Annotated in this window: 19 protein-coding genes; all 19 read left to right on the top strand. The window is 33.5% G+C overall.

The window, feature by feature from the left end; all coding sequences use genetic code 11:
- Positions 1 to 64: 64 nt before the first annotated feature.
- The 19 genes from rpsB to pnp all read left to right on the top strand — a co-directional run bounded on the left by rpsB (position 65) and on the right by pnp (position 22,825).
- On the top strand, positions 65 to 853 hold the full coding sequence (gene rpsB, locus HMPREF2737_RS01660; RefSeq protein ID WP_011275944.1) for a 30S ribosomal protein S2: 789 nt from the start codon (positions 65 to 67) through the stop codon (positions 851 to 853).
- Positions 854 to 1,017: 164 nt separating this feature from the next.
- Positions 1,018 to 1,896, top strand: coding sequence for a translation elongation factor Ts (tsf, locus tag HMPREF2737_RS01655; RefSeq protein ID WP_011275943.1), 879 nt, complete (start codon positions 1,018 to 1,020; stop codon positions 1,894 to 1,896).
- Between the two features lie 136 nt (positions 1,897 to 2,032).
- Complete coding sequence (pyrH, locus tag HMPREF2737_RS01650) at positions 2,033 to 2,755, top strand: UMP kinase (RefSeq protein ID WP_011275942.1); 723 nt, start codon at positions 2,033 to 2,035, stop codon at positions 2,753 to 2,755.
- Between the two features lie 17 nt (positions 2,756 to 2,772).
- Positions 2,773 to 3,327 carry a ribosome recycling factor gene (gene frr, locus HMPREF2737_RS01645; RefSeq protein ID WP_011275941.1) on the top strand — a complete coding sequence of 185 codons (555 nt, stop codon included), beginning with the start codon at positions 2,773 to 2,775 and terminating at the stop codon, positions 3,325 to 3,327.
- Positions 3,328 to 3,552: 225 nt separating this feature from the next.
- Positions 3,553 to 4,323 carry an isoprenyl transferase gene (locus HMPREF2737_RS01640; RefSeq protein ID WP_037551640.1) on the top strand — a complete coding sequence of 257 codons (771 nt, stop codon included), beginning with the start codon at positions 3,553 to 3,555 and terminating at the stop codon, positions 4,321 to 4,323.
- A gap of 3 nt (positions 4,324 to 4,326) precedes the next feature.
- Positions 4,327 to 5,109 (top strand): phosphatidate cytidylyltransferase, encoded by a 783-nt coding sequence (locus HMPREF2737_RS01635; protein ID WP_037537321.1) that lies wholly within the window; start codon positions 4,327 to 4,329, stop codon positions 5,107 to 5,109.
- A gap of 210 nt (positions 5,110 to 5,319) precedes the next feature.
- A complete protein-coding gene (gene rseP / locus HMPREF2737_RS01630; protein WP_037551637.1) occupies positions 5,320 to 6,606 on the top strand; it encodes an RIP metalloprotease RseP in 1,287 nt (428 codons plus the stop codon).
- Between the two features lie 18 nt (positions 6,607 to 6,624).
- Complete coding sequence (locus HMPREF2737_RS01625; protein WP_037551635.1) at positions 6,625 to 8,325, top strand: proline--tRNA ligase; 1,701 nt, start codon at positions 6,625 to 6,627, stop codon at positions 8,323 to 8,325.
- Positions 8,326 to 8,584: 259 nt separating this feature from the next.
- Complete coding sequence (locus HMPREF2737_RS01620; RefSeq protein ID WP_037551633.1) at positions 8,585 to 12,901, top strand: PolC-type DNA polymerase III; 4,317 nt, start codon at positions 8,585 to 8,587, stop codon at positions 12,899 to 12,901.
- A 169-nt stretch (positions 12,902 to 13,070) separates the two neighbouring features.
- Positions 13,071 to 13,538, top strand: a complete 468-nt coding sequence (gene rimP / locus HMPREF2737_RS01615) for a ribosome maturation factor RimP (protein ID WP_037551630.1) — start codon at positions 13,071 to 13,073, stop codon at positions 13,536 to 13,538.
- Between the two features lie 20 nt (positions 13,539 to 13,558).
- Positions 13,559 to 14,791, top strand: a complete 1,233-nt coding sequence (nusA, locus tag HMPREF2737_RS01610) for a transcription termination factor NusA (protein WP_037551629.1) — start codon at positions 13,559 to 13,561, stop codon at positions 14,789 to 14,791.
- Positions 14,792 to 14,816: 25 nt separating this feature from the next.
- Positions 14,817 to 15,101: an RNase P modulator RnpM gene (gene rnpM / locus HMPREF2737_RS01605; RefSeq protein WP_037551627.1), complete on the top strand. Its 285-nt coding sequence runs from the start codon at positions 14,817 to 14,819 to the stop codon at positions 15,099 to 15,101.
- On the top strand, positions 15,098 to 15,415 hold the full coding sequence (locus tag HMPREF2737_RS01600) for a YlxQ family RNA-binding protein (protein WP_037551625.1): 318 nt from the start codon (positions 15,098 to 15,100) through the stop codon (positions 15,413 to 15,415). The genes rnpM and HMPREF2737_RS01600 overlap by 4 nt, the downstream gene beginning before the upstream one ends.
- Before the next feature lie 4 nt (positions 15,416 to 15,419).
- Positions 15,420 to 17,555 carry a translation initiation factor IF-2 gene (gene infB / locus HMPREF2737_RS01595; RefSeq protein ID WP_037551624.1) on the top strand — a complete coding sequence of 712 codons (2,136 nt, stop codon included), beginning with the start codon at positions 15,420 to 15,422 and terminating at the stop codon, positions 17,553 to 17,555.
- Positions 17,556 to 17,716: 161 nt separating this feature from the next.
- Positions 17,717 to 18,067 (top strand): 30S ribosome-binding factor RbfA, encoded by a 351-nt coding sequence (gene rbfA, locus HMPREF2737_RS01590; protein ID WP_037551622.1) that lies wholly within the window; start codon positions 17,717 to 17,719, stop codon positions 18,065 to 18,067.
- Positions 18,068 to 18,296: 229 nt separating this feature from the next.
- Positions 18,297 to 19,214, top strand: a complete 918-nt coding sequence (gene truB / locus HMPREF2737_RS01585; protein ID WP_037551621.1) for a tRNA pseudouridine(55) synthase TruB — start codon at positions 18,297 to 18,299, stop codon at positions 19,212 to 19,214.
- 14 nt (positions 19,215 to 19,228) lie between these two features.
- Positions 19,229 to 20,200, top strand: a complete 972-nt coding sequence (gene ribF / locus HMPREF2737_RS01580; protein ID WP_037551620.1) for a riboflavin biosynthesis protein RibF — start codon at positions 19,229 to 19,231, stop codon at positions 20,198 to 20,200.
- 117 nt (positions 20,201 to 20,317) lie between these two features.
- Complete coding sequence (gene rpsO, locus HMPREF2737_RS01575; RefSeq protein ID WP_011275926.1) at positions 20,318 to 20,587, top strand: 30S ribosomal protein S15; 270 nt, start codon at positions 20,318 to 20,320, stop codon at positions 20,585 to 20,587.
- A gap of 135 nt (positions 20,588 to 20,722) precedes the next feature.
- Positions 20,723 to 22,825: a polyribonucleotide nucleotidyltransferase gene (gene pnp, locus HMPREF2737_RS01570; RefSeq protein WP_037551618.1), complete on the top strand. Its 2,103-nt coding sequence runs from the start codon at positions 20,723 to 20,725 to the stop codon at positions 22,823 to 22,825.
- Positions 22,826 to 22,897: the final 72 nt, after the last annotated feature.

Genomic DNA, 22,897 nt, shown 5'->3' with positions numbered 1-22,897 from the left:
ATTAAATTAATTGTCTTTATATGAGTTTATTATGGAGGTAAATAACCACTAGGAGGAATTTAAAATGGCAGTAATTTCAATGAAACAATTACTAGAAGCCGGAGTTCACTTCGGTCACCAAACACGCCGTTGGAACCCAAAAATGAAAAAATATATCTTCACTGAGAGAAATGGTATCTATATTATTGACTTACAAAAAACAGTGAAAAAAGTTGAAGAAGCTTATAACTTCATCAAACAAGTATCTGAAGATGGCGGTAGAGTCTTATTCGTAGGTACAAAAAAACAAGCACAAGAGTCAGTTAAAGCTGAAGCAGAACGTGCTGGACAATTCTACGTTAACCAAAGATGGTTAGGCGGAATTTTAACTAACTACAAAACAATTTCTAAACGTATCAAACGTATTTCTGAAATCGAAAAAATGGAAGAAGACGGTTTATTTGACGTTTTACCTAAAAAAGAAGTTGTTGAACTTAAAAAAGAATACGACCGTTTAATCAAATTCTTAGGCGGTATTCGTGATATGAAATCTATGCCTCAAGCATTATTCGTAGTTGACCCTCGTAAAGAGCGTAACGCGATTGCTGAAGCACGTAAATTAAATATTCCAATCGTTGGTATTGTTGACACTAACTGTGATCCAGATGAAATTGATTACGTTATCCCAGCGAACGACGATGCTATTCGTGCCGTTAAATTATTAACTGGTAAAATGGCTGACGCTGTCTTAGAAGGTCAACAAGGTGTTTCTAACGATGAAGTAGCTGCAGAGCAAAACATCAATTTAGATGAAAAAGAAGAATCTCAAGAAGCAGAATCAACTGAAGAAAATACTACTGTTGAATCAAACTAAGATATAGTTTAAATGGGTGATAAGATGTAATGCTTATCGCCCTTTTTTCAAATAATAAAAAATAATAATTAAAGTTTACTAGAGTATTGGAAATTATAGTGACTTTAATGGTAATATTTAGGTATCATCTATTATTACAATTAGAAATATTGGAGGAATAATTAATGGCAATTTCAGCAAAACTTGTTAAAGAATTACGTGAAAGAACTGGCGCTGGTATGATGGATTGTAAAAAAGCGCTAACAGAAACTGATGGTGACATCGATAAAGCGATTGATTACTTACGTGAAAAAGGTATCGCTAAAGCAGCTAAAAAAGCAGACCGTATCGCAGCTGAAGGTTTAGTACATGTTGAAGTTAAAGGAAATGAAGCTGCTATCGTTGAAATCAACTCTGAAACTGACTTCGTAGCTCGTAATGAAGGCTTCCAAGAATTAGTTAAAGAAATTGCTAATCAAGTTCTTGATAGCAAAGCTGAAACAGTAGATGCTTTATTAGAAACTAAATTATCAAGTGGTAAAACAGTTGATGAAAGAATGAAAGAAGCAATCTCAACAATCGGTGAAAAATTAAGTATCCGTCGTTTCGAAATCAGAACAAAATCTGATAACGATGCATTTGGTGCATACTTACACATGGGTGGACGTATCGGTGTGTTAACTGTAGTTGAAGGTTCTACTGATGAAGAAGCTGCTAAAGATGTTGCTATGCACATCGCAGCTATCAATCCAAAATATGTTTCTTCAGAACAAGTTAAAGAAGAAGAAATCAATCACGAAAGAGAAGTATTAAAACAACAAGCATTAAATGAAGGTAAACCTGAAAACATCGTTGAAAAAATGGTTGAAGGTCGTTTACGTAAATATCTTCAAGAAATTTGTGCAGTTGATCAAAACTTCGTTAAAGATCCAGATCAAACAGTTGAAGCTTTCTTAAAATCTAAAGGTGGTAAACTTGTTGACTTCGTTCGCTATGAAGTAGGCGAAGGTATGGAAAAACGTGAAGAAAACTTCGCAGATGAAGTTAAAGGTCAAATGAAATAATCTGTCGACAAGATTTACAAGAAAGAAGACACCTTTGAGGTTTTCTATTATAAAGTGATACTTTATGCTAGAAGGCGCGTCAGTGTCTTCTTTACTTGTATATATTACATATTTTTACAATAGAGAGGAAAAAACAATGGCGCAAACTTCTAAATATAAACGTGTAGTATTAAAACTTAGTGGTGAAGCACTCGCAGGAGACAAAGGTTTTGGTATTAATCCAATTATTATTAAAAGCGTGGCACAGCAAGTAGCTGAAGTTGCTAAGATGGATTGCGAAATCGCAGTTATCGTTGGTGGTGGCAATATTTGGAGAGGTAAAACAGGTAGTGATTTAGGTATGGACCGTGGTACAGCGGACTACATGGGTATGCTTGCTACAGTTATGAATGCTCTTGCACTGCAAGATAGCTTAGAACAATTAGAATGTGACACACGTGTGTTGACATCAATTGAAATGAAACAAGTTGCTGAACCATATATCCGTCGAAGAGCTATTAGACATTTAGAGAAGAAACGTGTTGTTATTTTTGCAGCAGGAATCGGTAATCCATACTTCTCTACAGATACAACTGCAGCGTTACGTGCAGCAGAAGTCGAAGCCGATGTTATTTTAATGGGTAAAAATAATGTTGATGGAGTATATTCAGCAGACCCTAAAGTAGATAAGAATGCAGTTAAATATGAACACTTGACGCACATTCAAATGTTACAAGAAGGGTTACAAGTAATGGACTCAACTGCATCATCATTCTGTATGGATAATAATATTCCTTTAAATGTATTTTCAATCATGGAAGAAGGCAATATTAAACGTGCAGTTATGGGTGAAAAAATAGGTACGTTAATAACAAAATAATTAGAGGTGTAAACAATATGAGTGACATAATTCAAGACACTAAAGCTAGAATGAGCAAATCTATCGATAATTTATCAAGAGAATTAGCAAATATTAGTGCTGGAAGAGCAAATTCAAATTTATTAAGTGGCGTAACTGTTGACTATTATGGTGCGCCAACACCAGTTCAACAATTAGCGAGCATCAATGTGCCTGAAGCACGTTTATTAGTTATTTCTCCTTATGATAAATCTTCAGTAGCCGATATTGAAAAAGCAATTTATGCAGCAAATTTAGGTGTAAATCCTACAAGTGATGGTGAAGTTATTCGTATCACTGTCCCAGCTTTAACAGAAGAACGTCGTAAAGAATTAGTGAAAAACGTTAAGAAAATTGGTGAAGATGCGAAAGTATCTATCCGTAACATCCGTCGTGATATTAATGATCAATTGAAAAAAGATGAAAAAAATGGGGACATTACTGAAGATGATTTAAGAAGTCAAACAGAAGATGTTCAAAAAGCTACAGATAATTCTATTAAAGAAATTGATCAATTAGTAGAGGACAAAGAAAAAGACATTATGTCTGTTTAATTAGTTCGACAATAAATTAATTCATTTAATAATGTGTAAGTATTATTATAAATATACTTTCTACATTACTATAAATTATTTTAGTCTAAACTGTGCCAATTCAGACTTTGGTACAGTTTTTTCATTTGCTTATTCAATGCCATTATCGAGTATGATAAAATGATAGATGATTTCTTAAATAACTAATATAATATAATAGAGATGATCAGGCTCGGAGGAAAGACCATGTTTAAAAAGCTAATAAAAAGAAATAAGACTAAAATCAGTCATAACGATGATTTAGATTTACATAATTTACCTGAACATGTAGCGATTATCATGGACGGAAATGGACGTTGGGCCAAAAAGCGTAAAATGCCTAGAATTAAAGGACATTACGAAGGTATGCAAACCATCAAAACTGTAACGCGAGAAGCAAGTGATTTGGGCATTAAATACTTAACACTATACGCTTTTTCAACTGAAAATTGGTCTAGACCTGAAAATGAAGTTAATTATATCATGAATTTGCCTGTTAATTTTTTAAAAACATTTTTACCCGAACTCATTGAAAAAAATGTTCAAATAGAAACGATTGGATTTTTAGATGCAGTTCCTAAATCGACGATTGAAGCAATACAACATGCAAAAGAAAAAACAAAAAATAATACAGGTCTGAAATTAATATTTGCCATCAATTATGGTGGACGAGCTGAAATTGTTCAAAGTATGAAATCAATTTATGATGAACTTCAACGCAATGGTCAAGACAGTAAAGATATTGATGAATCAATGATTAACAACCATTTAATGACGCATTCATACCCAGATCCTGAGTTATTAATTCGCACTTCTGGTGAACAACGTATTAGTAATTTCCTTATTTGGCAGTCTTCTTATAGTGAATTTATATTTAATGAGAAATTATGGCCAGACTTTGACGGTGAAGAATTTAAAAATTGCTTAAAAATATATCAATCTCGCCAAAGACGCTTTGGAGGGTTAAGTAAGGAGTAGTGTATGAAAGTTAGAACTTTAACCGCAATTATAGCATTGTTAATTTTTCTACCCATTCTATTGATGGGTGGTACAACGTTAATGTTGTTTGCGTACTTACTAGCTTTAATTGCATTAAAAGAACTTTTAAATATGAATATGATTAAATTAATTTCAGTCCCTGGTATTTTTAGTGCTTTAGCATTAATTATTATTATGTTACCTCAATCAGCAGGTGACTGGGTTAGTGACATTCAGTTAAAAAGTTTAATCGCAATGAGTTTTATTTTACTAAGTTACACTGTACTGTCAAAAAACAGATTTAGTTTTATGGATGCTGCTTTCTGTCTTATGTCAGTTGCATATGTCGGTATTGGATTTATGTATTTCTATGCAACACGTTCAGATGGCTTACATTACATACTTTATGCATTCTTAGTGGTGTGGTTAACAGATACAGGTGCTTATATTTTCGGTCGACTAATGGGTAAACATAAATTATGGCCAGTAATTAGTCCTAACAAAACTATTGAAGGTTTTATTGGCGGATTAATTTGTAGTTTAATTGTGCCAATTGTTATGTTGTTCTTTGTTGATTTCAACTTAAATATTTGGTTACTATTATTAGTAACTATCATCTTGAGTATCTTTGGTCAACTTGGTGATTTAGTTGAATCAGGATTTAAACGTCATTTTGGTGTTAAAGATTCTGGTAGAATTTTACCGGGTCACGGTGGTATATTAGACAGATTTGATAGTTTCATGTTTGTTTTACCATTACTCAACATTTTATTAATACAAATGTAGTGCGATTTTAATGTTTTATTTATATATGAAAAATGTATAGTGCTATAATTGAGGAGTTATTGAGTGCACATTTGACTAGACATAGTAGATGATGTAATTCTTAACTCCTTTTATTAAAAGTAAAATTCTTGAATAATTTAACCAAATCATAGATAATCTACATCGTTCTAATGAAAAAAGTAGAAATTTAATTTAATTGAGGTGTATCATGTGAGCTATTTAATCACTATTGTCTCATTTATGATCGTGTTTGGTGTACTTGTTACGGTACATGAATATGGTCACATGTTCTTTGCTAAGCGTGCTGGAATAATGTGTCCTGAATTCGCGATAGGTATGGGACCAAAAATATTTAGTTTCCGTAAGAACGAAACTTTGTATACCATCCGTTTATTACCTGTAGGTGGTTATGTAAGAATGGCTGGAGACGGTTTAGAAGAACCACCAGTTGAACCAGGTATGAATGTTAAAGTAAAACTTAATGATAAAGAAGAGATTACGCATATAATTTTAGATGATCAGCATAAATTTCAAAAGATAGAAGCAATTGAAGTTAAACAATGTGACTTCAAGGATGATTTATACATTGAAGGTATTACTTCATATGATAATGAGCGACATCATTTTAATATTGCTGAAAAAGCATATTTTGTTGAGAATGGTAGTTTAATTCAAATTGCTCCACGACATCGACAATTTGCACATAAGAAACCTTTACCCAAATTTTTAACGTTATTTGCAGGACCATTATTTAACTTTATATTAGCCTTAATATTATTTATCACATTAGCTTATTTCCAAGGAACACCTACTACCTCAGTGGGGCAATTAGCTGATAACTATCCAGCGCAACAAGCAGGATTAAAATCTGGAGATAAAATCGTTCAAGTAGGTCAATATAAAACTAAGAGTTTTGATGACATTCAGTCTGCAGCAAATAAAATTAAAGATAATAAAACAACGATAAAATTCGAAAGAGATAATCAAACAAAGACAGTGGATATAACTCCTAAAAAGCAAGTTATTAAGCAAACTAAATTAAATTCTGAGACGACGTACATTTTAGGTTTCCAACCTCAGAAAGAACATACTTTAATAAAACCAATTGCGCTAGGATTTGATCAGTTTGTTAGTGCCAGTACATTAATCTTTAAAGCTGTAGGAACAATGATTGCAAGTATATTCACAGGTCAATTCTCATTTGATATGTTAAATGGTCCAGTGGGTATTTATCATAATGTTGACTCTGTAGTTAAACAAGGTATCATTGCATTAACATACTACACTGCACTATTAAGTGTTAACTTAGGTATAATGAACTTATTACCAATTCCAGCACTTGATGGTGGTCGAATTTTATTTGTTATCTATGAAGCAATTTTCAGAAGACCAGTTAATAAAAAAGCAGAAACAATTATAATAGCTGCTGGTGCTATTTTTGTCTTAATTATAATGGTTCTAGTAACTTGGAACGATATACAACGTTATTTCTTGTAGAATAAGGAGGATTAAGTGATGAAACAATCGAAAGTTTTCATACCAACTAGGAGAGATGTCCCTGCTGAAGCAGAAGCATTGAGTCACCAATTATTATTAAAAGCAGGATTAATCAAACAAAGTACAAGTGGTATTTATAGCTATTTACCATTAGCCTCTCGTGTGTTAAATAATATTTCTAAAATCATCCGTGAAGAAATGGAAAGCATTGATGCCGTTGAAATTTTAATGCCTGCACTTCAACAAGCAGAACTTTGGGAAGAATCAGGTCGTTGGGGTGCATACGGTCCAGAGTTAATGCGCTTAAGAGATCGTAATGGACGTGAATTTGCTTTAGGTCCTACACATGAGGAAGTAGTGACTTCTATCGTTAGAGATGAACTTAAATCATATAAACAATTGCCTTTAACGTTATTCCAAATACAATCTAAATTTCGAGATGAGAAACGTCCACGCTTTGGTTTGTTAAGAGGTAGAGAATTTATTATGAAAGATGCGTATTCATTCCATGCTGATGAAGCATCGTTAGATGAAACATATCAAGATATGTACAATGCTTACGATCGTATATTCAAACGTGTTGGCATCAATGCTCGACCAGTGGTTGCAGACTCAGGCGCAATTGGAGGTAACCATACACACGAATTCATGGCCTTAAGTGAAATTGGTGAAGATACTATCGTTTATAGTAAGCAAAGTGATTATGCAGCTAATATTGAAAAAGCGGAAGTCGTTTATCATCCAAATGAAAAGCATTCAGAAGAAGCAGAACTAGAAAAGATTGAAACACCTAATGTTAAAACTGCTCAAGAATTAGCTGATTTTTTAAACCGTCCGGTTGATGAAATTGTTAAATCAATGATTGTTAAAATTGATGGAGAATTCATTATGTTCTTAATACGTGGTCATCATGAATTAAATGATATCAAAGTAAAAGCATTCTTTGAAACAGATAACGTTGAAATGGCCACTCAAGATGAGATTGTTAATTTATTAGGTGCTAATCCTGGGTCACTGGGACCAGTTCATGATAAAGATATTAGAATTTTTGCAGATAATTATGTCAAAGATTTAAATAATTTAGTCGTTGGTGCTAATGAGAATGGATTCCACTATATTAACGCTAATTTAGACCGAGATTTCAAGGTTGATGAGTTTGGAGATTTCCGTTTTATCTTAGAAGGAGAACCATTAAGCGATGGCTCTGGCGAAGCGAAATTTGCTGAAGGTATTGAAGTAGGTCAAGTATTTAAGTTAGGAACTAAATACTCAGAAGCAATGAACGCAACATTCTTAGATAACCAAGGTAAAGCTAAGCCATTAATCATGGGGTGCTATGGAATAGGCGTTTCAAGAACGCTAAGTGCCATTGTTGAACAAAATAATGATGAAAATGGTATTATTTGGCCTAAATCAGTTACACCATTTGATTTACATCTAATTACTATTAATCCTAAAAAGGATGAACAACTAGAATTAGGTGATCAATTGTATAAAGAATTACAACAACAATATGATGTACTTTATGATGATCGTAAAGATCGAGCTGGCGTTAAATTTAATGATGCAGATTTAATCGGTCTTCCAATAAGAATTGTAGTTGGTAAAAATGCTAGTGAGGGTATCGTTGAAGTTAAAGTACGTCAAACTGGTGAAAGCGAAGATATTCATATTAACGATTTAAACACTCATATCGCTACACTTTATAGTAATTTATAATTTGCTAAGACTAAGTTGAATTTGATGAATGTACTTGATTTCACTTGTTCAACATGGATATTCAATGCATAATGCTAAATGAGGTTAAGACAATTTCATATTTGTCTAAACCTCTTTTTTTACTAAAAATTTTAAAACGAAACATATGAAAAGCACATGGCAAAGTAGTATAATGGATATCAAGTTTGCAGTTAGATCATAACACGTTGCGTATACATATAATTGAGAAATTAGTTAGATATAAGGGTGGTTATCTGTCATGGCAATGACGAATCAAGAAAAATTCAAAGTACTCGCTGACCAGATTAAAGTTTCCAATCAACTAGATCAAACAATCATTGAAAAAGGTGAATTAACGCGAGTAGATGTGTCAAATAAAAATAGAACGTGGGAATTTCAAATTACATTGCCATATTTTCTATCACATGAAGATTATTTAATATTCACAAATGCGATTACTGAAGAATTTAAAGAAATTGCCAAAGTTGATTGGCATTTTACAATTCAAGATACAAGTAATCAAGATGAGCATGCTATCAAATATTTTGGTCATTGTATAGAACATACTGCACTTTCACCTAAAGTAAAAGGTCAACTTAAACAGAAGCGTTTAATTATGTCTGGTAATGTGTTGAAAGTAATGACCTCTAATGACATCGAAAGAAATCACTTTGACAAAGTATGTAATGGTAGCTTAGTAAAAGCTTTTCGTAAATGTGGTTTTGATATTGATAAAGTTGTTTTTGAAACGGACGACTCAAGTTCTTATGATGATTTAGCTTCATTAGAAGCACATATTCAAGAAGAAGATGAAAAAAGTGCTCGTGAAGCTACTGAAAAAATTGAAAAAATCAAAGCAGAAAAAGCGAAACAACAAGATAACAATGAAAGTAATGTTGATAAGTGTCAAATTGGTAAACCGATACAAATTGATAATATAAAACCAATTGAATCAATCATTGAAGAAGAGTTCAAAGTAGCGATTGAAGGGGTTATATTTGATATTAACCTAAAAGAATTAAAGAGTGGTCGTCATATTGTTGAGTTAAAAGTAACAGACTACACAGATTCTCTTGTACTTAAGATGTTTACAAGAAAAAATAAAGATGATTTAGATCACTTTAAGGCACTAAGTGTAGGTAAATGGGTACGTGCTCAAGGACGTATTGAAGAAGACACGTTTGTAAGAGATCTAGTAATGATGATGACTGATATAGAAGAAATCAAAAAGACACCTAAGCAAGATAAAGCTGAAGAAAAGCGTGTAGAGTTTCATTTACATACATCAATGAGTCAAATGGATGGTATTCCTAATATAAGTGCATATATTAATCAAGCTGCAAAATGGGGACATAAAGCGATAGCAGTTACAGATCATAATGTTGTTCAAGCCTTTCCTGATGCTCATGGTGCCGCTGAAAAAAATGGTATTAAAATGATTTATGGTATGGAAGGTATGCTCGTAGATGATGGAGTACCTATTGCTTACAAACCAACAGATCGAGATCTTAAAGAAGCAACTTATGTTGTGTTTGACGTTGAAACAACTGGACTTTCAAACCAATACGATCAAATTATAGAATTGGCCGCCGTTAAAGTTAAAGATGGGGAAATTATTGATAAATTTGAACGATTTAGTAATCCACACGAAAAATTATCAGAAACAATCATTAATTTAACTCACATTACTGATGATATGTTGACTGATGCACCTGAGATTGAGGAAGTATTGACTGAATTTAAAGAGTGGGTTGGAGATGCTATATTTGTAGCACATAATGCATCATTTGATATGGGCTTTATTGACACTGGATATGAAAGACTTGGCTTTGGGCCATCAACGAATGGTGTCATAGATACTTTAGAACTATCACGTACGATTAATACTGAATATGGTAAACACGGATTAAACTTTTTAGCGAAAAAATATGGTGTAGAATTAACTCAACACCATAGAGCCATTTATGATACTGAGGCTACAGCGTATATCTTCATTAAGATGGTTCAGCAAATGAAAGAGTTAGGAGTTACAAATCATAAAGACATTAATCAAAAACTGTCTAATGAGGATGCATATAAACGTGCACGTCCGACACATGTGTCATTAATTGTTCAAACACAAGAAGGCTTAAAGAACTTATTTAAAATTGTAAGTGCCTCATTAGTTAAATACTATTATCGAACTCCTAGAATTCCACGTTCATTATTAAATGAATATCGTGAAGGCATACTAGTTGGAACAGCTTGTGATGAAGGTGAATTATTCACTGCTGTAATGCAGAGAGACCAATCGGAAGTTGAAAAAATCGCTAAATATTATGATTTCATTGAAGTACAACCACCTAAACTGTATCAAGATCTTATTGATAGAGAACTCATTAGAGATACTGAAACACTTTATGAAATTTATGAACGTATATTAAAAGCAGGAGAAAGTACAGGTATTCCAGTAATAGCGACAGGAAATGCGCATTATTTGTATGAACATGACGCGATTGCTCGTAAAATCCTAATCGCATCTCAACCTGGTAATCCTTTGAATCGCTCAACTTTACCAGAAGCGCATTTTAGAACGACAGATGAGATGTTAGATGAGTTTCACTTTTTAGGTGAAGAAAAGGCACATGAAATAGTTGTTAAAAACACAAATGAATTAGCGGACCGAATTGAAAAAGTTATTCCAATTAAAGATCAATTGTTTACGCCACGTATGGATGGAGCAAATGAAGAAATTCGTGAACTAAGCTACACAAATGCCAAAAAATTATACGGTGAAGATTTACCACAAATCGTAATCGATCGTCTTGAAAAAGAACTAGCAAGTATCATCGGAAATGGTTTCTCTGTTATCTATTTAATTTCACAACGTCTTGTTAAAAAATCTCTAGATGATGGATATTTAGTAGGTTCGCGTGGTTCGGTTGGATCTAGTTTTGTGGCAACAATGACTGAAATAACTGAAGTTAATCCATTGCCACCTCATTACATTTGTCCTAACTGTAAAACGAGTGAATTCTTTGATGATGGGTCTGTAGGTTCAGGGTTTGACTTACCTGATAAACAATGTAGCACTTGTGGTGCTGAACTTATTAAAGAAGGGCAAGACATACCATTTGAAACATTCTTAGGATTTAAGGGAGATAAAGTTCCTGATATTGACTTGAACTTTAGTGGTGAGTACCAACCAAACGCTCATAACTATACTAAAGTGCTTTTCGGGGAAGACAAGGTGTTCCGTGCAGGAACAATAGGTACAGTTGCCGAAAAAACGGCGTTTGGATATGTCAAAGGCTACTTAAATGACCAAGGTATCCATAAACGTGGTGCGGAAATCGATCGTCTGGTTAAAGGATGTACAGGTGTAAAACGTACAACAGGACAACATCCAGGTGGGATTATAGTAGTTCCTGATTACATGGATATTTATGATTTCACCCCGATACAATTTCCTGCAGATGATCAAAGCGCTTCTTGGATGACAACGCATTTCGACTTCCATTCCATCCATGATAATGTTTTAAAACTTGATATATTAGGACATGATGATCCTACAATGATTCGTATGTTACAAGATTTATCTGGTATAGATCCTAAGACCATTCCAGTAGATGATAAAGAGACAATGCAAATCTTTAGTAGTCCTGAGTCATTAGGTGTAACTGAAGAGGAGATACTTTGTAAGACTGGAACGTTCGGTGTACCTGAATTTGGTACAGGATTTGTTCGACAAATGTTAGAAGATACGAAACCAACAACTTTTTCAGAACTTGTACAAATATCAGGATTATCTCATGGTACTGATGTTTGGTTAGGTAATGCACAAGAATTAATTCGTTCAGGTATTTGTGATTTATCAAGCGTTATAGGTTGTCGTGATGATATCATGGTTTATTTAATGTATGCAGGATTAGAACCCTCAATGGCCTTCAAAACAATGGAGTCAGTGCGTAAAGGTAAAGGTTTAACTGAAGAAATGATAGATGCTATGAAAGAGAATGATGTACCAGATTGGTATTTAGATTCTTGTCTGAAAATTAAGTACATGTTCCCTAAAGCCCATGCGGCTGCATATGTATTAATGGCAGTGAGAATTGCATATTTCAAAGTACATCATCCGCTTTATTATTATGCATCTTATTTCACAATTCGTGCATCAGACTTTGATTTAATTACTATGATTAAAGACAAAGAAAGCATAAAGAATACAGTCAAAGATATGTATTCAAGATACATGGACCTCGGTAAAAAAGAAAAAGACGTTCTTACTGTCTTAGAAATTATGAATGAAATGGCTCATCGCGGATTCCGTATGCAACCAATTAGTCTAGAGAAAAGTCAGGCATTTGACTTTATTATTGAAGGAGATAGCTTAATTCCTCCATTTATTTCTGTACCTGGACTTGGAGAGAATGTTGCTAAACGTATTGTTGAAGCGCGAGAAGATGGGCCATTCCTATCTAAAGAAGATTTAAATAAAAAGGCTGGTTTATCTCAAAAAATAATTGAATATCTTGATGATTTAGGTTCTTTACCTAATCTTCCAGATAAGGCACAATTGTCTATTTTTGATATGTAATTTTATATTTCAAGTTCAAAAGTATTTTATTAGTCTATGTGACGCAAGAGATAGACATTTGTTTAAGGAATTAAAGTGTGATATACTTAATGTGCGTAAAAAATTAGACTCAGGCAGAAAGAGTGGGCATATACCCGCTCTTTTCTATTTGCCGAAAAAGGAGGCCTGTATGAGTAAAATCACTGAAGAAGTAGAAACAATCATAACTCCTATTTTAGACGAATTGAATTTTGAATTAGTTGAAGTTGAATACACTAAAGAGGGGAAAGATCATTTCTTAAGAATCTCTATTGATAAAGAGGGCGGTGTCGATTTAAATGATTGCACACTTGCATCTGAAAAAATCAGCGAGGCAATGGATGAGAATGATCCAATTCCAGATATGTACTACTTAGACGTAGCATCACCAGGTGCGGAACGTCCAATTAAAAAAGAAAAAGATTATCACAATGCAATTGATAAACCAGTATTTGTATCATTATATGCGCCAATTGAAGGCGATAAAGAGTGGCTTGGAATTTTAAAAGCTGTTGATGAAGACACAATCACGATGGAAGTTAAAGAAAAAGCTAAAACAAAACAAATTGAAATACCAAGAAATAAAATTGCAAAAGCACGTCACGCTGTAATGATTTAACGTGATGAGGAGGAATAATTGTGGCAAGTAATGAACTTTTATTAGCAACTGAATATTTAGAAAAAGAAAAGAAAATCCCTAGAGAAGTATTAATTGATGCAATTGAAGCAGCTTTAATAACTGCATATAAAAAGAACTATGATAGTGCTAGAAACGTACGTGTAGAATTAAATATGGATGAAGGTACTTTTAAAGTTATAGCACGTAAAGAAGTTGTAGAAGAAGTATTTGATGACAGAGACGAAGTAGATTTAAGTACAGCATTAGTTAAAAATCCAGCATATGAAGTTGGTGATATTTACGAAGAAGATGTTACACCAAAAGATTTTGGTCGTGTTGGTGCACAAGCTGCTAAACAAGCAGTAATGCAAAGACTAAGAGATGCTGAAAGAGAAATTCTGTATACTGAATTTATTGATAAAGAAGATGATATTTTAACAGGTGTTATCGATAGAGTTGACCATCGTTACGTTTATGTTAACTTAGGTAGAATTGAAGCGGTCTTATCTGAAGCTGAAAGAAGTCCTAACGAAAAATATATTCCTAACGAACATATTAAAGTCTATGTTAATAAAGTGGAACAGACAACTAAGGGACCACAAATTTACGTTTCTAGAAGTCATCCAGGCTTGTTAAAACGTTTATTTGAGCAAGAAGTTCCTGAAATTTATGATGGAACTGTTATTGTGAAATCAGTAGCACGTGAAGCTGGTGATCGTTCTAAGATTAGTGTTTATTCTGATAATCCAGACATCGATGCGGTAGGCGCATGTGTTGGTGCAAAAGGTGCTCGAGTTGAAGCTGTAGTTGAAGAACTTGGTGGAGAAAAAATCGACATCGTTCAATGGAATGAAGATCCTAAAGTATTTGTACGTAATGCTTTAAGTCCTTCACAAGTATTGGAAGTTATCGTTGACGAAGACAATCAATCTACTGTTGTTGTAGTTCCTGACTATCAATTGTCACTAGCTATTGGTAAGAGAGGTCAAAATGCACGATTAGCTGCAAAATTGACTGGATGGAAAATTGATATTAAATCAGAAACTGATGCTCGTGAAGCGGGAATTTATCCTGTGATTGAATCTGAAGAATTAGCTGAAGACATCGTTTTATCAGAATCAGATGATGAAGATATCGAAATTGAAGATGTTAATCTAGAGGAATCAAATTTAACTACTGCAGAATTAGCGGCAGATATAGATGAACCTTCTGAAAATATCGAAGAAGCAGACAATGAAGAAAAAGACGTATAAGCAGATAATTGGGGTGAGTAATTAAGTGAAGAAGAAAAAGATTCCAATGCGTAAATGTATTATTACAAATGAAATGCGTCCCAAAAAAGATATGATTCGCGTTGTTATTAACAAAGAAGGCGACATTTTTGCTGATGGTACTGGGAAACAACAAGGTAGAGGTGCTTATGTTTTAAAAGATGTTGAAAGTGTTGAAGTAGCCCAAGAAAAAGGCGTACTTGAAAGATATTTTAATGCAGATTCTGAGAAGCTAGACCCTGTTTATAAAGAAATTATACGTTTGATTTATAGAGAAGAGATTCCTAAATGAGCAAAGAACAAATTTTAAACTTTTTAGGTTTAGCAATGAGAGCCCGTAAAGTAAAGTCTGGCGAGTCTGTATTGCTTACTGAAATAAAGAAAAATAATATAAAGCTTGTTATCATGGCATCTGATGCCTCAGAAAACACTTTAAAGAATATAAAAAATAAATGTGAAACATATCATGTTCCATTTAGAATCTTTAGTACAAGAGCAGAATTAGGACAATCTTTAGGCAAATCGGAACGTGTGAACATTGGAGTAATAGACTCTGGGTTTGCGACTAAGCTTACGTCGATGATAGATGAATATTGTGAGGAGTGATTATATGAGTAAAAAAAGAATTTACGAATATGCGAAAGAATTAAATGTTAAAAGTAAAGAGATTATAGATGAGTTAAAAAATATGAATGTAGAAGTATCAAACCATATGCAAGCGTTAGAGGACGATCAAATTAAAACGCTTGATAAAAAGTTTAGACCACAAGAAAGTAACAAGAATACAAAACAAAACACTCAAAATAATCACCAAAAACAACAAAACAATACTAAAAATAATAACAAACAGAACAACAAAGGTAACGCGAATCAAAAAGGCAATAATAACAATAAAAATAATGCCAAAAATAACAAAAATAATAAGAACAATAAAAGTAATAAAAACAACAAAGGTAACAAAAATAATAAACCAGCAGCAGAACCAAAAGAAATGCCATCTAAAATCACATATGAAGAAGGCATTACAGTTGGCGAGTTAGCTGATAAATTAAATATTGAATCATCAGGAATTATTAAAAAATTATTCTTATTAGGCATCGTTGCTAATATTAACCAAGCACTTGATGAAGAAACACTAGAATTGATTGCGGATGATTATGGTGTTGAACTTGAAAAAGAAGTCGTTGTAAATGAAGAAGATTTATCAATTTACTTTGATGAAGAAGAAGTTGATCCAGATGCAATTGAACGACCAGCCGTAGTTACAATTATGGGACATGTTGACCATGGTAAAACAACATTACTTGATTCAATTCGTCATACTAAAGTTACAGCTGGAGAAGCAGGCGGTATCACGCAACATATTGGTGCTTATCAAATTGAAAATGCTGGTAAAAAAATTACATTCCTTGATACACCTGGACACGCAGCATTTACTACAATGCGTGCACGCGGTGCTCAAGTAACGGACATCACAATTTTAGTTGTTGCAGCTGATGATGGTGTAATGCCACAAACAATTGAGGCAATTAACCATGCTAAAGAGGCTAACGTTCCTACGATAGTAGCTGTAAATAAAATTGATAAACCTACTGCAAACCCAGACCGTGTTATGCAAGAATTAACAGAGTACGGTTTGATCCCTGAAGACTGGGGCGGTGAAACAATTTTTGTTCCACTTTCAGCATTAAGTGGTGAAGGTATTGATGATTTATTAGAAATGATTGGCTTAGTAGCTGAAGTCCAAGAATTAAAAGCTAATCCTGATAAACAAGCTGTAGGTACTGTGATTGAAGCGGAGTTAGATAAATCACGTGGTCCAGCTGCTTCACTATTAGTTCAAAACGGAACATTAAATGTCGGTGACTCAATAGTTGTAGGTAACACATATGGACGAATTAGAGCGATGGTTAATGATTTAGGTCAAAGAATTAAATCAGCAGGTCCTTCTACACCTGTAGAAATTACAGGTATCAATGATGTGCCATTAGCAGGTGATCGCTTTGTTATCTTTAAAGACGAAAAACAAGCACGTCGCATTGGTGAAGCGCGTCATGAAGCAAGCGTCATCCAACAACGTCAAGAAAGTAAAAATGTTTCATTAGACAACTTATTTGAACAAATGAAGCAAGGTGAAATGAAAGATCTTAACGTGATTATCAAAGGTGACGTTCAAGGTTCTGTTGAAGCACTTGCAGCTTCTCTTATGAAAATTGATGTAGAAGGCGTTAATGTACGTATTATTCACACTGCTGTTGGCGCTATTAATGAATCAGATGTTACATTAGCTAATGCGTCAAATGGTATTATTATTGGTTTCAATGTGCGTCCAGACGCAGGTGCTAAACGTGCTGCAGAAGCTGAAAACGTTGATATGAGACTGCATCGCGTTATTTATAATGTTATTGAAGAAATTGAATCAGCTATGAAAGGTTTACTTGATCCTGAATTCGAAGAACAAGTTATCGGACAAGCTGAAGTACGTCAAACATTCAAAGTGTCTAAAGTTGGCACAATTGCTGGTAGTTATGTTACTGAAGGTAAGATTACTCGTAATGCAGGTGTTCGTATTATTAGAGACGGAATTGTTCTATTCGAAGGTGAATTAGATACATTGAAACGTTTCAAAGATGATGCCAAAGAAGTAGCTCAAGGTTATGAATGTGGTATTACAATTGAAAAATTCAATGATATTAAAGAAGGCGACATTATCGAAGCATTTGAAATGGTTGAAATAGAAAGATAAGACTTAACAATATATGTATAGGTGGACGTGGAGAAACCGTCCACCTTTTTAAATGATGAACATTACAATATATTGTTTCTTTAAGATAATGCGTTTAAATCTAACTTAAATAGTGAATAAAATAGCAAAGAAGAGTAACATCAAATATTGAGGTGACATAAATGAGTAACATGAGAGCAGAACGTGTAGGCGAACAAATGAAGAAAGAAATAATGGATATCGTTAATAATAAAGTTAAAGATCCTAGAGTAGGGTTTATCACAATTACTGACGTTGACTTAACAAATGACTTATCTCAAGCAAAAGTTTACCTTACAGTCTTAGGTAGCGAAAAAGAAGTTAATGATACGTTTAAAGCTTTAGACAAAGCGAAAGGATTTATTAAATCTGAATTAGGTTCAAGAATGAGATTGCGTATCGTTCCAGAATTATTCTTTGAATATGATGAATCAATTGAGTATGGTAATAAAATCGAAAAAATGATTCAAGATTTGCATAAGCAAGATAGATAATTATTTATAATCTTAATTACAGCAAATTTACTAAATAGTTAAGGGGTAGGACATTGAAATTAGTATAATTTCAGTTCTACTCTTTTTTTAAAAATTAAAGTAATTAAAAATTTACCAATTTAGCTATATGATATACGAATTAGTGTTATTACTTTTATATTAAATAACACAAGTTAAGTCAGATAAGTTATGATACATAGGTGTACTTAAAACTGAAGGATGTGAAAAAATGTATAATGGTATTTTACCTGTATATAAAGAGCGTGGATTGACGAGTCATGATGTCGTCTTTAAGCTAAGAAAAATCTTAAAAACTAAGAAAATAGGTCATACTGGGACATTAGATCCTGAAGTTTCTGGGGTATTGCCAGTATGTATTGGTACTGCCACTCGTGTAAGTGATTATGTGATGGATATGGGAAAATCTTATAACGCTACCATAACTCTAGGGGAAAGTACGACTACGGAAGATCAAACAGGAGAAGTTATTGATAAAATAGATGTACAAGAAAATGCAATAAATATTAATAAAGTAGACGCTGTTTTAAAACAATTTGAAGGAATTATAGAACAAGTTCCACCTATGTATTCATCTGTTAAAGTAAATGGTAAAAAGTTATATGAGTATGCACGAAAAGATGAAACTGTTGAACGACCAGTTCGTAAAGTAAATATAGATTCGATAGCACGCACCTCTGAACTTCAATTCGAAGACGGGAAATGTCATTTTAATATTGAGGTTAAATGTGGTAAAGGTACATATATTCGCACATTAGCAACGGATATTGGTAAACAATTAGGGTATCCAGCTCACATGTCGCTATTGACACGAATAAATTCAGGTGGGTTTGACATTCAAGATAGTATAACATTAGATCAAATCTCTCAATTACATGAGCAAGACACATTACAATCAAACTTATTTCCTTTAGAATATGGTTTGAAAAGTTTGCCGAAAATTTATGTTTCTGATGAAAATATAAAAACTAGAATATTAAATGGACAAAAGTTTAATAAAAAACAATTTAATCAAATGATTGAACAACAACTCGTCTTTATTGATTCTGAGACGGAGGAAGTAATGGCAATTTATATTCAACATCCGGATAAAAATCATGAAATAAAACCTAAAAAAGTATTTAATTAAAGGAGTCTAAAGTTATGAAAGTGATAGAAGTAACCCATCCAATTCAAGAAAATCAATTGATAAAAGAAGACGTTGCGATGGCATTTGGCTTTTTTGATGGCATGCATCGTGGTCATCATAAAGTGTTTGAAGCATTGGATGAACGTGCTGCAGCGCAAAATCTAAAAAAGGCAGTAACAACATTCGATCCTCATCCTTCTGTTGTGTTAAATCCTGAACGTAAACGCACAGATTATTTAACACCACTTTCAGATAAACTTGAAATGATTGAACAACACGACGTGGATTATTGTATTGTTATTAATTTTTCTTCACGATTTGCGAGTGTAACAGCAGAAGAGTTTGTTCAAGACTATATTATTAATAATCGTGTTAAAGAAGTGATTGCTGGTTTTGACTTTACTTACGGTAAATTCGGAAAAGGTAACATGTCCGTATTAAATGAAATGGATGAATTTAGCACTACATTAGTTGGTAAACAAGAAATGGATACTGAAAAAATCTCTACTACTGCAATTAGGGAAGCTTTGAAAGAAGGAAATTTAAAAAAGGCCAATGAGCAGTTAGGTTATCTCTATCGAATTAAAGGCACTGTAGTTCAAGGAGAGAAACGTGGACGTACAATTGGCTTTCCTACGGCAAATGTTCAACTAAGTGATGATTATGTTTTACCTAAGAAAGGGGTTTATGCTGTTAGTATGGCGATAGGTGCTGAAAATAAGATCTATCGTGGTGTAGCTAATGTTGGTGTTAAACCTACTTTTCACGATCCTTCTAAAGCTGAAGTAGTGATTGAAGTTAATATCTTTGATTTTAATGACAACATATATGGTGAACGTGTCATTGTTTATTGGCATCATTATTTAAGACCAGAAGTTAAATTTGATGGTATTGATCCATTAGTTGAACAAATGAATAATGATAAAGAAAAAGCGAAATACTTACTTTCAGTTGATTTCGGTGATGATGTATCGTATAATATTTAAAGTTGGGTTCTAGAAAATAAAATTCAACTTTAAATATTATTCCTTTATCTTGGCGGGTTGAGACTCCGACGCCTAGCTCAGATTAAGGTGTATACAAATTTTAGGAGGAATTTAATTATGGCAATCACTCAAGAACGTAAAAATGAAATTATCAAAGAATATCGCGTGCACGAAACTGACACTGGTTCACCAGAAGTACAAATCGCTGTTTTAACTGCAGAAATCGCTGCGTTAAACGAACACTTACGTGAACACAAAAAAGACCACCATTCACGTCGTGGATTATTAAAAATGGTAGGTCGTCGTCGTCACTTGTTAAACTACTTACGTGGTAAAGATATTCAACGTTACCGTGAATTAATTAAATCATTAGGTATACGTCGTTAATTTTTATATATTAAGAGGAAAGCACCATTTAGTTTGGTACTTTCCTTTTTTTATCGTTTAATATAAATCACTAATATAAAATTTGAAAAATAAATGATATGATGTAATTAATAGATTTCAGAGAGGAGATTCATAATGTCTCAAGAAAAGAAAGTGTTTAAAACTGAGTGGTCTGGAAGATCGTTAACGATTGAGACAGGACAATTAGCAAAACAAGCTAATGGTGCAGTTTTAGTACGTTATGGAGATACGGTTGTATTATCTACGGCTGTAGCATCTAAAGAACCGCGTGATGGTGACTTTTTCCCATTAACAGTTAATTATGAAGAAAAAATGTATGCTGCTGGTAAAATTCCAGGAGGATTTAAAAAACGTGAAGGTCGTCCAGGAGATGAAGCAACATTAACTGCACGTTTAATTGATAGACCAATTCGACCACTTTTCCCTAAAGGATATCGACATGACGTTCAAATTATGAACACAGTACTAAGCGCTGATCCAGATTGTTCGCCTGAAATGGCTGCAATGATAGGTTCTTCAATGGCATTAAGTATTTCAGATATTCCTTTCCAAGGACCAATTGCTGGTGTTAATGTAGGTTATGTTGATGGTAAATATGTAATTAACCCTACCGTTGAGGAAAAAGAAGTTTCACGTCTAGATTTAGAAGTTGCTGGTCATAAAGACGCTGTAAACATGGTAGAAGCTGGTGCAAGTGAAATAACTGAGAAAGAAATGTTAGAAGCTATTTTCTTCGGACATGATGAAATCAAACGTTTAGTAGCATTCCAAGAAGAAGTGGTAGCTCACATTCAACCTGTTAAAAAAGAATTTGTACCTGTAGAACGTGATGAAACACTGGTTTCAAGAGTTAAAACACTTACTGAAGAAAAAGGCTTAAAAGAAACAGTTCTAACATTTGATAAACAACAACGTGACGAAAACTTGGATTCGTTAAAAGCTGAAATTGCAACTGAATTTGTTGACGAAGCAGATCCTGAAAATGAATTGTTAATTGATGAAGTTTATGCAATTTTAAATGACTTAGTTAAAGAGGAAGTACGTCGTCTTATCGCTGATGAAAAAATTAGACCTGATGGGCGTAAACCAGATGAAATTAGACCACTTGAATCTGAAGTTGGTTTATTACCACGAGCACATGGTTCAGGTTTATTTACACGTGGACAAACACAAGCTTTATCTGTATTAACATTAGGAGCATTAGGTGATTATCAACTTATTGATGGACTAGGTCCTGAACAAGAAAAACGATTCATGCATCATTACAACTTCCCAAATTTCTCTGTTGGAGAGACAGGACCAGTTAGAGCACCTGGTCGTCGTGAGATTGGACATGGTGCATTAGGCGAGAGAGCATTAAAATACATTATTCCAGATACAACTGAATTCCCTTACACCGTACGTATTGTAAGTGAAGTATTAGAATCTAACGGTTCATCTTCACAAGCATCAATTTGTGGTTCAACTTTAGCTTTAATGGATGCTGGTGTGCCAATTAAAGCGCCTGTTGCAGGTATAGCAATGGGGCTAGTTACACGTGAAGATAGTTATACGATTCTTACGGATATCCAAGGTATGGAAGATGCTTTAGGGGATATGGATTTTAAAGTTGCAGGTACAAAAGAAGGTATCACTGCGATACAAATGGACATTAAAATTGATGGTTTAACACGTGAAGTCATCGAAGAAGCTTTAGAACAAGCACGACAAGGTCGATTAGCGATAATGGATCACATGTTACAAACAATTGATCAACCACGTAAAGAATTAAGTGCTTATGCTCCTAAAGTGGAAATAATGCATATTAAACCTGATAAAATTAGAGACGTAATTGGACCAGGTGGTAAGAAAATTAATGAAATCATTGATGAAACTGGTGTTAAATTAGATATTGAACAAGATGGTACAATCTTCATAGGTGCAATTGATCAAGACATGATTAACCGTGCTCGTGAAATTATTGAAGATATCACACGTGAAGCGGAAGTAGGCCAAGTTTACAATGCAAAAGTTAAACGTATTGAAAAGTATGGTGCTTTTGTAGAATTGTTTGCCGGTAAAGATGCTTTATTACACATCTCTCAAATTTCAAAAGAACGTATTAATAAAGTTGAGGATGTATTAAGTATAGGTGATTCAATTGAAGTGAAAATAACTGAAATTGACAAACAAGGTCGCGTAAATGCTTCTCATAAAGCATTAGATGAAAATAAATAATATTTTAAGACTAGGAGATTATCATCCTAGTCTTTTATTAGTTTATAAGAATCATTAAAATTAAGAATTATA

Origin of the sequence: Staphylococcus sp. HMSC069D12 (assembly GCF_001810405.1) — a bacterium.
Taxonomy (GTDB): domain Bacteria; phylum Bacillota; class Bacilli; order Staphylococcales; family Staphylococcaceae; genus Staphylococcus; species Staphylococcus haemolyticus.
This window is presented reverse-complemented; position numbering and strand designations above follow the sequence as displayed.

Excerpts from the sequence above, each read along its gene's own strand:
- rpsB (WP_011275944.1), top strand. The coding sequence starts at position 65 with ATGGCAGTAATTTCAATGAAACAATTACTAGAAGCCGGAGTTCACTTC.
- tsf (WP_011275943.1), top strand. The coding sequence starts at position 1,018 with ATGGCAATTTCAGCAAAACTTGTTAAAGAATTACGTGAAAGAACTGGC.
- pyrH (WP_011275942.1), top strand. The coding sequence starts at position 2,033 with ATGGCGCAAACTTCTAAATATAAACGTGTAGTATTAAAACTTAGTGGT.
- frr (WP_011275941.1), top strand. The coding sequence starts at position 2,773 with ATGAGTGACATAATTCAAGACACTAAAGCTAGAATGAGCAAATCTATC.
- HMPREF2737_RS01640 (WP_037551640.1), top strand. The coding sequence starts at position 3,553 with ATGTTTAAAAAGCTAATAAAAAGAAATAAGACTAAAATCAGTCATAAC.
- HMPREF2737_RS01635 (WP_037537321.1), top strand. The coding sequence starts at position 4,327 with ATGAAAGTTAGAACTTTAACCGCAATTATAGCATTGTTAATTTTTCTA.
- HMPREF2737_RS01625 (WP_037551635.1), top strand. The coding sequence starts at position 6,625 with ATGAAACAATCGAAAGTTTTCATACCAACTAGGAGAGATGTCCCTGCT.
- HMPREF2737_RS01620 (WP_037551633.1), top strand. The coding sequence starts at position 8,585 with ATGGCAATGACGAATCAAGAAAAATTCAAAGTACTCGCTGACCAGATT.
- rimP (WP_037551630.1), top strand. The coding sequence starts at position 13,071 with ATGAGTAAAATCACTGAAGAAGTAGAAACAATCATAACTCCTATTTTA.
- HMPREF2737_RS01600 (WP_037551625.1), top strand. The coding sequence starts at position 15,098 with ATGAGCAAAGAACAAATTTTAAACTTTTTAGGTTTAGCAATGAGAGCC.
- infB (WP_037551624.1), top strand. The coding sequence starts at position 15,420 with ATGAGTAAAAAAAGAATTTACGAATATGCGAAAGAATTAAATGTTAAA.
- rbfA (WP_037551622.1), top strand. The coding sequence starts at position 17,717 with ATGAGTAACATGAGAGCAGAACGTGTAGGCGAACAAATGAAGAAAGAA.
- truB (WP_037551621.1), top strand. The coding sequence starts at position 18,297 with ATGTATAATGGTATTTTACCTGTATATAAAGAGCGTGGATTGACGAGT.
- ribF (WP_037551620.1), top strand. The coding sequence starts at position 19,229 with ATGAAAGTGATAGAAGTAACCCATCCAATTCAAGAAAATCAATTGATA.
- rpsO (WP_011275926.1), top strand. The coding sequence starts at position 20,318 with ATGGCAATCACTCAAGAACGTAAAAATGAAATTATCAAAGAATATCGC.
- pnp (WP_037551618.1), top strand. The coding sequence starts at position 20,723 with ATGTCTCAAGAAAAGAAAGTGTTTAAAACTGAGTGGTCTGGAAGATCG.